This is a genomic window from Halobellus inordinatus (assembly GCF_024464655.1).
GTDB lineage: Archaea > Halobacteriota > Halobacteria > Halobacteriales > Haloferacaceae > Haloquadratum > Haloquadratum inordinatus.
Genome location: NZ_JANHAV010000001.1, coordinates 705,531 through 718,051, shown reverse-complemented (window position 1 = coordinate 718,051; position 12,521 = coordinate 705,531). Strand labels below are relative to the sequence as shown.

Sequence of the window (12,521 nt, the reverse complement as noted above, 5' to 3'; positions counted from 1 at the left end):
CGCTTATTCCGGTTGCTTGATATGCGCCACCATGGCGACTCAAACTGGAAAGTTCGATTTGAATATGGAGGAAGTACTTGAGGCATGGGGACCAGCCGATGCTACCCGTGAAATTCTAGCGAACGCCCTCGACGAACAGGCACTCACTGGCGGATCTGATCCCGAGGTGTTACAGGACGAAGAGGGTCGTTGGCACATCCGGGACTACGGCCGTGGTCTGCGTTATGAGCATCTCACGCAATCAGAAGACGACGAAAAACTGGCCAACCCCGATACTGTCATCGGAAAGTTTGGTGTCGGGTTGAAAGACGCTCTTGCGACATTCCATCGGCATGGAATCGAAGTCACCATTCACTCCTCATACAATACGTTTACAATCGAAGAAGCTCCGAAGCACGGCTTCGAGGAGATCTCCACTCTCCACGTGAATATTGAACCGCCTCAGGTAGATATCGAGGGAACAGACGTCGTTCTTGATGGGATTTCTCAGACGGCAATCGAGGACGCAAAATCGAACTTTATCCGGTACTCAGACCTCGAAATCCTAGAATCCACTGGATTCGGTGATGTCTACCAGGTCCAAGAGGGGGAGGACGCGGGAGTGTACGTTACCGGCCTCAAAGTTGCTGAAGAGCCGAACTTCCTGTTCTCGTACGACATCACGAACACTACGAAGAAAATCCGTGACGCGCTGAACCGTGAGCGATCTAACGTCGGTCGAACCGCGTACACGTCTCGCGTGAAAAAGATACTACAGGCGTGTGATTCTGAGGCCGTCGCTAGACGCCTCGTTGATGACCTACAACGGTTTACCGACGGTGAAACGCACGATGAGCTCGGATGGAAACCAATCCAATTGCACGCGGTCCGGATTCTGAACGCCAGACAAGAGGTAGTCGTCACGACCGTCGATGAACAGCAGAAGCATCGGGACCTACTCGATCACGCCAAAGACGATGGGCACTCCGTTGTGACGGTCCCAGATCGGATTCGAGATGAACTCTCGGATACTGCTGACGTAGATGGAAACCAAATCCGAGACGTCACCGTCTACGAGAACGAATACAACGACAGTTTCGAGTTCGACTGGGTTGAGGAGTCCTCACTCACTTCAGAAGAGCAGGCTACGTGGGATTCACGAGAGGACGTTCTCCAGATAGTTGGACGCCCGCAGAACTACGACTACCGCATAGCGAGCCAATTCCGCGCAACTGACGATGACCAGACTCGCGGCCTTCACCAGCCCGGTGAACAACGAATCATCGTACACCGCGATGTCTTAGCCGATCAAGCAGAGTTCATCGGCGTCTTTCTTCACGAACTCGCACACACCAGAACTCCGTTCCCCGACCAGACACGAGAATTCGAGAACGTACTAACAGACTTACTCGGGCAAGTCGGCGTGGAGGCGATCTCGTAATATGGGGACGCTCGTACTTGACATCGAAACTGCGAGCCCATTCGAAGAACCACCCGAGAACTCGAACGGCACGCAGTACTACGAATGGTTTGCTGTCAGTCTCGCGTACGCTGATAATCTGGAAGAAAGCCCTGAAACCGAGGTTCTGTTCCGTCGTGGGAACTGGGATGACGCCCATACCATCGACCTCTACCAACGAATGTTCGAGTGGTGCGACAAGCAGAACGTCGAGCGACTACTCACCTACAATGGTACTTGGTTCGACGGTAAGCATCTACTCAACTGGGCCAGAGAAATAGACGCCGCTACCGATCACAATTACCGAGGCCGCACGGAGAGGCTATTTGAGAATCACGTCGATGTCGCCCTCGCAGCAGCAGACGAGTACTCTGAGGAACTGTGGGATGACCAGCACATCCTCCCCGACTGGAAAGCATACAAAATCACGGAGATAAACAACGATAGTGTCTGGTACGACGATTATGACTTCCCAGAGACATACCTCTCGCAGATTGACGGATCTGCTGTCCAAGGAAAACACATCGGCCAGGTTCTAGGTGAACGGTACGTCGACAACGTCGAGGCTGGCATCGAATCTACCAGTGTCCACCGCGAACTCACCCAACTCCTCACCGATTACTGCACGAGCGACGTTGCCGACCTCGTAGATCTTTATACTACACTCGGCGGCCCGACCCTCGACGAAACGTATCGCCGGACAGCAGCTGAAATCACCTAAAAGACCTGATCTGGCGATTCAGGGTACTGTACGATCTCGATCTTCTCCTCGGGGTTCGATGGTATCTCTCGACCCAAATCGTCCACGAACAACAGGCCTTTGACGTCAACCGAATCAAGAATATTCTCTGGGGCTTCGACGTACTCATCCGTTGCAGCACGTCTCACAAACGCCATATATTCCAGTAATTCACGTAGCCCAGTCGCAGCATAATCGAGACTCTGAGTGTATTTCACCTCTCCAATAAACACCTGATCCAGTACCCAATCACCCGATTCCTCTGCCTGGTACCGTTCCAAAACGATGTCTGGACGGCCACCCCACAGCGAACCGCTCCCACTCCGATCCAGCATCTGCTCAGACAAAGATTGCCACCGAGCCAGAACCTCATTCATTCGGAACAAATACCCATCCTGGTCGAGCTCCTCATCTCCTACTGACTCATTGAACGTGAGTTTCTCTCCCGTTGAATCGTGCGACAACCTAAACCGGAATCCGTCTTGTTCCCAAGTAGCGATTGTCGACGGGCTTTCCCTACTGTCAGTCAATATACGATACTGTACTCCCTCATAGGCGTCTAACACGCGGAATACCCAGTACAATTCGAACAGAACCTCTGTCTTCTCTGGCGCAATGATCGTGTGATTCAGAATCTCGCGTGCCTTATCGCTATCCAGTTCTTGATTCACCAACTGCCGATACCTGTCCAGTAGAATAGCAGCCTCCTGATAGAATCTTGACCGAGATCGCTTCACCGATTCAATAGTCCGGTCCGTGATATCTGTCTCCTCGACGTTGATGCGCTGTAGATAGATATTCTCTTCATAGATACGGTCAAGCATCTCTACTGCAGACTCAGCCTCTACGGCGATCTCGCTGTCTGAGTTAACCCACGGACCGAGCCATCCATAGCCATCTGGGTTGTCTACCGCGTACTCCAGATCTTCCGTCACAATCTCGTGAATAACGGTTAGCAACCGCTTCAACACGAGATTCTCATCGATATTGTAATGTTCCTCTGATTGGTTACACACGAAGATCGGCTCACTAAGTCGCCCCGCCCTTGCACGAGTCTTCACTGTCCCTTGCCAATCGATCCGCCCGCGCACCTCGCCATGATACTCGTATGCCTCTGGCGAGGTCGTCGTCTTCATCCGGCGGATACGTGCTTCCAATTCCCGCATAAAGTCCAACACGCCGACATCCTCATCATCTGTTTCAGCTTCCGTCAACACGAAGTGAATCCGAAGCAGAGTTTCGATATCGTCTATCTCAAGATCCGAATGCGCTGAACCGATTACTCGGTCAAACCGAACCCCCTTCCGAAGGTACGTGTGGAAATCATCCGCAACCGCATCGAGTAACGCATCCTCGCTCGTCTTCGCCATCCTAAATCACTCCTCGTCACTCGGCTGCAGATCCACTTGGAAAAAGTCTCGCGCAACCGTCCACAACTCTCCAGACCCATCATCCACAATCGAGTCAAGCTGCTCGATCAGGCCTTCTAACTCGTTCCGACGTAGCCCCTCCAACTGCGGGAACACGTACATAATCAGCGGTGACACGTAATCTGCGTCCTCACGAGTTGGTGCCGCTGCAACGTACTCATAGATATCCTCCACAATCGCAGGCCCAATTGACCGCTCCTCGTTCACGGCCCGCCAAATCCGACCCACCGGCTCGTAATGTTGTTCAGCTTCAGGGACGCTCCTATCAGTCGCCCACACCTTCACATACTCCTCAACCAAGTCTTCTAACTCGGAATCATCCTCATCCGCCCGCTCAGGAAGCTCAGGGATCCCGACTGGAATGAACGCCCATCGCCGCATAAACGCATAACTCATCTCATACAACGAAGTCTTGTCAAGCGTGTTCATCGTCGCAATCATCTGCCAATCCTCCGGGATATAGAACCGATTCAAATCTACCTCCACGTCCGTCTGCGACGCATCGAGGATCTGAATCGGTTCCTCATTCGGCCCGTCAAACGGTAACGTGACACTCTCACCAGTTAATGCAGAAAACAGCGAACCAAACGCTTTGTCGATATCAGCCCGATTAAGTTCGTCAATGATGAGCCACTCGTTCGTCGGCGATCCATCAGTATCGTCCTGGAACCGATCCAGCACAATCCCCGGTTCGAATTCAAGCGTATTCTGCGACGTCGTCTGATATCCACCAACGGTATCGAACGTAGACCAATCAGCTGACGCCGTCACAAGCTCATAATCGTCCCCGACTGTGTCTTCACACACCTGCCTGGCAAGCTTGGTCTTCCCCGTTCCCGGCGGGCCAAACAGCAACACGTGATTCCCATTCGCAAGCGCTCGCTCTATCCGGGACTGGATTCGGCCCCACTCCCCTTGCTCATCATCCGCCCCGTCTGGGAAGTACAAATTCTTCCGATCCACAGTGATCTCTTCATTCGGTACCTCAAGCTCGTCAGCGAAATCACCGAACGTCGTTTTACGAGTCAACTCCAGAATCCTATCGTACTCCCGCTCCGTAAGTTCAGTAACAACGAAACTGTTGTCCGACTCGACGAGTCTACTAGCTTCCAATTCCGGGTCCGACTCTATTTCGCCCCAACTCACCCCCTCCACAGATTCCTCCCAACGAAGGGTAATCCCATCTACCGGCTCCTCACTCTCTTCTACAGATTCCTCGTGTAATCCACGAGCCACATGGGCTCGGCCAACAACACGTTTTTCGGGCGATATCTGATATACCAGCACCTCATCACCCGGCTGCGCCTTTTGATACGCCTCCTGATTCCGACGTTTCCCACCAGATGAACCCGTAACCGGATAGAACGCCTCACCCCCGTCCTGTTGCCAGTCAGTAGCTTCTGCGTTCACCCAGAAGTACCGCGTGGACATCCCCGACTCCACAACCGTCCGATAATCACGGCCCGTGATCTCAATAATCGGATGCTGGAGAGAAATAGAGCTCTCAAACTCCCCACGCACTGAATTCACATCAACCGAATCCAACTCCTCGTACTCCTCAACATCCGCGAAGCAGTGCGTCTCATCACCACGCTCTTCCTCGTGAATCCCAACAATCCGTGCCCTCGCATAGATGTCTCCATCTTCCAAGTATAACACACGGGCAGTCTCAGCATCCCCCAGCTTCCGCGAACCAGGGATCCCCATTTTGAAATGATACTGCTCAGCAGGCTCATCCTCCCACTCGTCACTCCCCGTTTGCAAGATGAAGAAACTCCGCGTAGCAAAATCTACACTAGTATCCTCAAGACGCTGCAGTGGAGAGAGTGTTTCCGCTGGAAGATTCCTCGCCAGAAGTCCTCGAAGTTCCTCAAAACAATCGTACGCCACGACTGTCCGGTTGTCGAACTGCTTTGAAACTCCCCAATCCTGGATATCCACTGCGTCAGAAACGCTTCGCGTAAAGATCCACTCAACGTGTCTGATACATGGATGCGTGTCTGATTCACCTTCATTAGAGAACGCGATCTCACGATCCGTACCACCCACGTACTCGTACCCATCAGGCGTCACGACACCGAGCCCCAACAGGTCATGATGACCTCCTTTGGCGACCACGATATCCCCAGGAGACATCCGCTCTACGAGCGTTTTGCTCTGCGAATTCAACTCATCAGTAGAGACCTGGCTCAGTGGTCCAATATCCCACCCCACCGAAATCACATTCCGTTCTATCCAGATCGGCCAGAGCTTTTCTGGATACGAATGCTGGTTCGTCCCAGGTTGTACCTGCCACGCGTTCCGAGAAACCCCTTCCCTGAGCACCTCAGACCATACGTTATCGGTCGATTGTACCCAGTGAAGGAAGTAATCTAACTCACGGAAATGGCTCTCGAACGAGAACTCTTCTCGAACCTCAAGGAACCTCTCACGCTCATCCAAGTAATCACTCAGTTCCTGACTCACCTGCTCACCGGTCATCAACTCCATTCCGTCACAAGACCGCCCGTTGATAACTGGGAAAAGATCAGGAGCCAAGTAATGGAATATCGGCGAGATGCGGCCGGACTGAACCCCATAAAAGTCAATCGTCAAGATCTCACGCACCGCATCGACTAACTCCGATTCAGCCTCATAGTCCTCAACAATCCGAGCAAAGCACTCATGCAAATCCCGTTCCAACTCGGGAAACTCGTCATCTTTTCCACCCACATGTATCGGGGGATTCGTCATACTCTGGCCAACGCTTCCAACAGACGCATCAATATCATCGACAATCTGCTCAGTCTTGCCATCAGACAAGCCAAGTTGACGAACAAGCTCCCGCTTGTCCTCAGCCGACCGCCCATCACTGCTGTTCTGACACAAGTGATACAGCGTCTTCAGTTCCTGATCCCCAATCCGCTCTCGCTCTTCAACCAGATTCTCGACAGTACTCCGGACGACCCGAGTCGTTTGCTCAGCAGATTCCTTCAGCGCTTCCCACGACGGCTCTTCCCGCTCCTTGAACCGATCAACAAGAAACTGAGCACGGTAATACGACTCGCCCTGAGAATCGAACATATCCTATCCTGACAGAGTAGCCTAAAAAGAGTAACCGGTACGTAGTTATACTCCATTTCAGACCGATCTTACCAGAACAGAGTAATCAACTGAGGTGACTGGAAACCGCCCATAATCTGTTCAACTACTCGCAGTCTGGCTCTCCTTGTAGACTTCGCGCCGGAGATGCTTGGTGATCGCCTCTTGTACTTCCTCGTTATCCATGAACTTAGCGAACAACTCCTGGTTCTGATCCATCCGGTCGATAAACATCTCGGTCAATGCGTCATCGAACTCAAGTGCGAAGTTCTCTCTGCTGTTCACCTGTGCGGACCGACGGAGGTGATCGTCCTCAAGTGCATCTTCTTTAATCTGATCAAGGAAGAGCTGATCCGCTTCGGTAAAGTCCGTACCCAGCTCCTCATTGATCTTCTCCACGATAGTCGAAAGTTCGACCTCCTCATCCTCCTGACTACCCGTACCGGTCTCCGTCGGTACAGATACTCCTTCACCGCCGCTTGAGCCGAGTTCAATACTACCCTCATCCGACTTTTCTAGTCGGTAGTACTGGAGTGCAAGCTCATCGTTGAACTCTACCCGGGACTCACTGGAATCCCGCGGAAGCTCCTTGTATAGGAAACGACCGAAGGTGTACAGCTTCTCTAACGTGGTATCAGCGTAGCTGACGACTTGCGATTGAAACTTGTAGAGTCGAAGGAACGAACGGAGTTTCGAACGGAACTCGTTTTGTGTCTCCTCGTCGGCGACCATGAATCGGTCGCGGGCAGGCTGAATGTGGCTGCTCAGCTTCGCGTGTGCTTGCTCGGTTCCCTTGTTTTCCGGGCTAAAGAACGCCTCTGCAAACTGATCTACCTCTTGCTGGGTGTATATCTGGAAGGCGTTCAGCTCTGACTCTAATTGGTAGATGTGCTGTGGGTCAGTCGTTTCGTCGATGGTAGTCTTCTCGTAGTAGGGCTGAAATGCGTTATAGATGTCGTCGCGGTCGTTTTCAAAATCGAGGACGAACGTATCTTCCTTCCCTGGATGCGTACGATTCAACCGGGACAACGTCTGCACCGCTTGAATCCCGGAGAGCTTCTTGTCCACGTACATCGTGTGTAGAAGCGGCTGATCGAACCCAGTCTGGTACTTGTCGGCGACGACGAGAACCTGATACTCCGGAGTGTCGAACTTGTTGGGGAGCTCTGATTCCTTGATTCCGTCGTTCATCCCCTTCTCGGTGTACTCGAAGCCGTCATCCTCGACGGTACCACTGAAGGCGACGAGTGCGTTCAGATCGTATCCGTTCTTCTCGATGTACTCGTCAATTGCCTTCTTGTATCGCACAGCGTGGACACGTGAGGACGTCACGACCATCGCCTTCGCCTTCCCGCCGATCTTGTGCTGCGTGTGTTCGCGGAAATGCTCGACAATGATTTCGACCTTCTGTGAGATGTTGTGGGGGTGTAGCTTCAGGAACTTCGAGACCGCCTTCACTGCCTTCTTCTGGGGGACCTGCGGGTCTTCCTCGATGACCTTCGCAATGTTGTAGAACGTCTCGTACGTCGTGTAGTTCTGCAGGACGTCGAGGATGAACCCTTCTTCGATGGCCTGGCGCATCGAGTAGACGTGGAACGGCTCTGGCTTATCGCCATCCTCGGGGACGGTTCCGAATGCCTCCAGCGTCTTGCCCTTCGGTGTCGCGGTGAACGCGAAGAAGCTGAGATTCTCCTGGTTTCCCCGCGTCTCCGCGCTCTTCACGATGAGATCCTCGGCATCGTCGTCTTCGTCGATGTCGATGCCAGAGAGGATCTGCTTCATCTCGTGGGCCATCTCACCGGACTGGCTACTGTGCGCCTCATCCACGACGACGGCGTAGTCCCGTTCGGGGAGTCGTTTTGCGTGTTCAATGACGTGGGGGAACGTTTGCAATGTGGTGATGATGACCGGCTTGCCCGCTTCGATGGCCTCCGCCAGTTCCTGGGACTTTGATCCCTGTTCACCCTTGATTGCGTGAACGACGCCGGTCTTGTGGTCCAGCTCGTAGATGGTGTTCCGAAGCTGCTCGTCGAGTACGGTGCGGTCCGTGACAACGACGACGCCGTCAAAGACCGCTTCGTCGGCGTCGTTATGGAGTGAAACGAGCCGGTGGACGAGCCACGCGATGGACTTACTCTTCCCGCTACCGGTCGAGTGCTGAATCAGATAGTCTTCTCCAGCGCCATTCTCCTGTGACGCGTCCACGAGTTGCCGGACGCACTCTAGCTGGTGGTACCGCGGGAAGATGATGGTCTCCTCTTCGTCTACCTTCACGCCGCCCTTCCGGATCTCTTCAGTGTCGATGTGAATGAATCGCTGGAGGAGCTCCATCCAGCTGTCCTTCTCCCAGACCTCTTCCCAAAGGTAGGCCGTCCGGTGACTGTCCTCCCGTGGGGGATTCCCGGCTCCGCCGTCGTGGCCCTTGTTGAACGGCAGGAAGTGCGTATCGTCGCCGTCTAACTGGGTCGTGTACTCTACCTCGTCTTGGTCAACAGCGAAATGCACCAGCGTCCCTCGCTTGAACTTTAGCGCAGGTTCACCGGGATCACGGTCAGACTTGTACTGGCTCTTCGCATCGATGATGCTCTGGTCGGTAAACTTGTTCTTCAATTCCGCGGTGGCCACCGGGATTCCGTTGACACTCAACGCGAGGTCGATGCTCTTCTTCGGGTCAGTCGTCGAGTAGTAGAACTGTTGAGTAACGCCCAGACGGTTCGCTTCGTACCGTTTCTGGACTTCAGGATTCAGTCCGGTGTTCGGCTTGAAGGCCGCGAGGTTAATGGTCGTTCCAGTGGTCCGAAGTCCGTGCCGGAGCACTTCGAGTGTACCACGGCCCTCCATCGCACTCGTGAGATCTTGTAGGAACCGCTTCCGCGCATTGCCTTTGTACGCGGTTTCCAGCTTCTCCCACTTCTCCGGTTGCGTTTCCTTGACGAAGGACACGACGACGTCGGGAAAGATCCCTTGTTCCCGGTCGAACTCTTCGGACGGCAAGTGCTCGTACCCACCATGTTCCACGAGGTGGGATGCGATGAAGTCCTCAAAGCTCTCCTCGTCGTGTATTTTACTCATGTGGTAGTCTCTAATTCGTCATCTTGGTCTTCGGTGACATTAATTTGACCCGTTACTGCAGCGTTGATTAGCGCTTTCCGTTTCTCTTCGAGCAGATCTAACGTCTCTTCGGTCTTCTCAATGAGTTCCCAGAGTTTTTCTGTCTCTGCTTGGATGTGCTCAACAATTTCCCGCTGTTCCTCAACAGGTGGCAGTGGTGTCTTGAACGACCGGATATCTGGCATATAGATCGTCTGGTGTGTAGATCCCTGAGTGAGTCGTTCAAACTCTGAATCCATAGAACGGAAGACATAGAGAAGATATTCTGGGACGATATCGTCGCCACATACCCAGTTGGCAAAGTCCTGTGACGTCGCCATTTCTTGGCCCATAATCCCAGAGAATCCAACAGAAGCAGTTCGGGAGAGAAAGACTGTTCCTTCTGGGAGAAGGCGTGCTCCGGAGTTCTCTAGACCCAATTGGCTGATTTTGTTCTCAGTATCATGGAGATAGATCTTTTTCCCCTTTCGGAATGGTTTGATGTCAGAGGTCGTCACCCAGGGAATGTCCGTGTCTTCCCAATATTCATCATTAGACCGGTCTGGCGTGTGACCTGATTCTAGCCTAGCAACAAAGCGGGTTCTGACAACATCCCAGTGTTCAGGGACTTCCCCAATCCAGCCGACGCCGGACTCTTTCATTTCTACATCGTCTTCAAGCCCTTTTGTGACTGGCTGATGGACCCGATTTTCACCTGAGAGTAGGTCTTCGATGCCCTTGATTACATCCGATCCAACTAGGTCTAACTGAGCATCAACCTCTTGGAGACCGCCTGATTCGTTATACTCGAAAAAGAATCGATCAAAGTTAATTTCGTAACCGACGACTCCCAATTCACCATCTTTGTCATCGTGGTACTTGCTACTCTCGTTAATCCAAGCGTTTTCTAAGTACGGTGCAACCTCCTCCTCGAAGTAGTCACGAGGATCGACCCCCAATGGAACTCGTTCTTTTTCCCGGAGGTCACTATCGTACTCAGGATCTCCGTTCCCATCACGACAAATCTCGGCATCCGGGTCTCGCTCGCCCATGGCACGCTCAATGGCGTTGTACACGCTATCCCGGACATCAAGGCCTGCCATATTCAACTGGAGCTCAACGTCATTCAGGAACGACTCACGGTCCATCCAGACCCTGTCCTTCTCCATCTCTGAGAGCGAATCCTTGATGCGCTTTTGGACGTCCTCGTCACGATTCGAGAAGGCCCGTTCGTCATCCAAATCCCCGATACGCTCTTCACTGACCTCGAACCGGAGTCGAAGCGGTTGATCGATGACAATGCGGCGGTATCCGAACTCTTCGCCATCAACGACTTTCGACCGCCCATTGGCTTCGAGGTCGCCGAAGATACGCGTGATCTCTTTGATATGTTCCTCAGTGAGCCTGTGACGCTTATCGCCCAGACTTTCGTCCATCTCCTCGTACAAGTCCCCTGCATCGATGAGCTGGACTTTGCCCTCGCGGTGTTCCGGCTTGTTATTCGAAAGAACCCAGATGTACGTCCGGATGCCGGTATTGTAGAATAGGTTCTCCGGCAGACCGACGATGCCCTCCAGCCAATCGTTCTCGATAATCCATCGACGGATGGCTGATTCACCGCTATTCGGGCCTCCGTTGAACAGCGGTGACCCGTTGAAGACGATTGCAATCCGCGAACCGCCCTCCTCCGGGGGCTTCATCTTGCTGATCATATGCTGGAGGAAGAGGAACGCGCCGTCGTTGACCCGTGGCGTGCCCGCTCCGAACCGACCAGCGAACCCCTGCTCTTCGTGCTCCTTCTCGATCTGATCCTTGACCTTCTTCCAAGAGACACCGAACGGCGGATTCGATAACATATAGTCGAATTGCCGATCTGGGAACCCGTCGTTAGTGAAAGAGTTACCGTATGCGATGTTTTCGGGTTCCTGGCCTTTGATCAGCATGTCCGAGTTGCAAACAGCGTAACTCTCCGGGTTGAGTTCTTGGCCGAAGACGTGGAGCTTCGCTTCCTCGTTGAAGCTCCGGACGTGGTCCTCCGCCACGCTAAGCATTCCGCCGGTCCCACAGGCGGGGTCATACACCGTCCGAACCGCCCCTTCTTCGGTCAACACTTCGTCGTCCTCGTCGAAGATGAGGTTCACCATCAGTTCGATGACCTCGCGGGGCGTGAAGTGCTCCCCGGCGGTCTCGTTACTGAGTTCGTTGAACTTCCGGATGAGCTCTTCGTAGATGTACCCCATCTCCTCGTTGGGGACCTCGTCTGGGTGAAGATCGATCTCCTTGAACTCCTCTATGACTTGGTACAGGAGGTCGGCCTCATCGAGACGCTGAATCTGGTGGTCGAAATCGAACTTGTCGAAAATCTCCCGCGTTTCCTCGTCGTAGGCATTGATGTAGTACTGGAGGTTACTCGCAATCTGGTCTGGGTCATTACAGAGTGATTCGAAGGTGTACTCGCTAGTGTTGTACACTTTCTCACCAGACGCCTTCTTCAGCGCAGGTGCGACGTTTTCGATGCCCTGCTCCTGAAGTTGTTCGTAGCGCTCCAGCACATCTTCCTTGTTACGCTGGGTCACGCAGTCGAGGCGACGAAGTACCGTCAGCGGCAGGATGACTTTCTGGTACTCGGATTGCTTGTAGTCCCCTCGGAGAAGGTCTGCAATAGACCAAATGAAATCAGCCTTCTCGCTAAAGTTCTCTACCATCTACGGAAAGAGTGTTCATTGGGGATTCTTAAGTGGTG

General features: G+C 53.2%; 6 protein-coding genes. 2 read left to right on the top strand and 4 right to left on the bottom strand.

The features are described from left to right. Positions 1-31 precede the first annotated feature (31 nt). Together NO347_RS03635 and NO347_RS03630 are read left to right on the top strand one after the other, a co-directional pair. On the top strand, positions 32-1,420 hold the full coding sequence (locus tag NO347_RS03635) for an ATP-binding protein (protein WP_256288303.1): 1,389 nt from the start codon (positions 32-34) through the stop codon (positions 1,418-1,420). Position 1,421: 1 nt separating this feature from the next. Further along, complete coding sequence (locus NO347_RS03630) at positions 1,422-2,159, top strand: hypothetical protein (protein WP_256288302.1); 738 nt, start codon at positions 1,422-1,424, stop codon at positions 2,157-2,159. Here NO347_RS03630 and NO347_RS03625 read toward each other — a convergent pair. From NO347_RS03625 to NO347_RS03610, 4 genes are all read right to left on the bottom strand, one after another. Beyond that, entirely contained in the window at positions 2,156-3,547 is a 1,392-nt protein-coding gene (locus NO347_RS03625) for a hypothetical protein (protein WP_256288301.1), read from the bottom strand. The two genes, NO347_RS03630 and NO347_RS03625, sit on opposite strands and share 4 nt — an antisense overlap. 6 nt (positions 3,548-3,553) lie before the next feature. After that, positions 3,554-6,670 (bottom strand): AAA family ATPase, encoded by a 3,117-nt coding sequence (locus tag NO347_RS03620; RefSeq protein WP_256288300.1) that lies wholly within the window; start codon positions 6,668-6,670, stop codon positions 3,554-3,556. Between the two features lie 120 nt (positions 6,671-6,790). After that, positions 6,791-9,760, bottom strand: coding sequence for a type I restriction endonuclease subunit R (locus NO347_RS03615; RefSeq protein WP_256288299.1), 2,970 nt, complete (start codon positions 9,758-9,760; stop codon positions 6,791-6,793). After that, complete coding sequence (locus NO347_RS03610; RefSeq protein WP_256288298.1) at positions 9,757-12,483, bottom strand: N-6 DNA methylase; 2,727 nt, start codon at positions 12,481-12,483, stop codon at positions 9,757-9,759. Before NO347_RS03610 ends, NO347_RS03615 begins: the two co-directional genes overlap by 4 nt. Positions 12,484-12,521 lie beyond the last annotated feature (38 nt).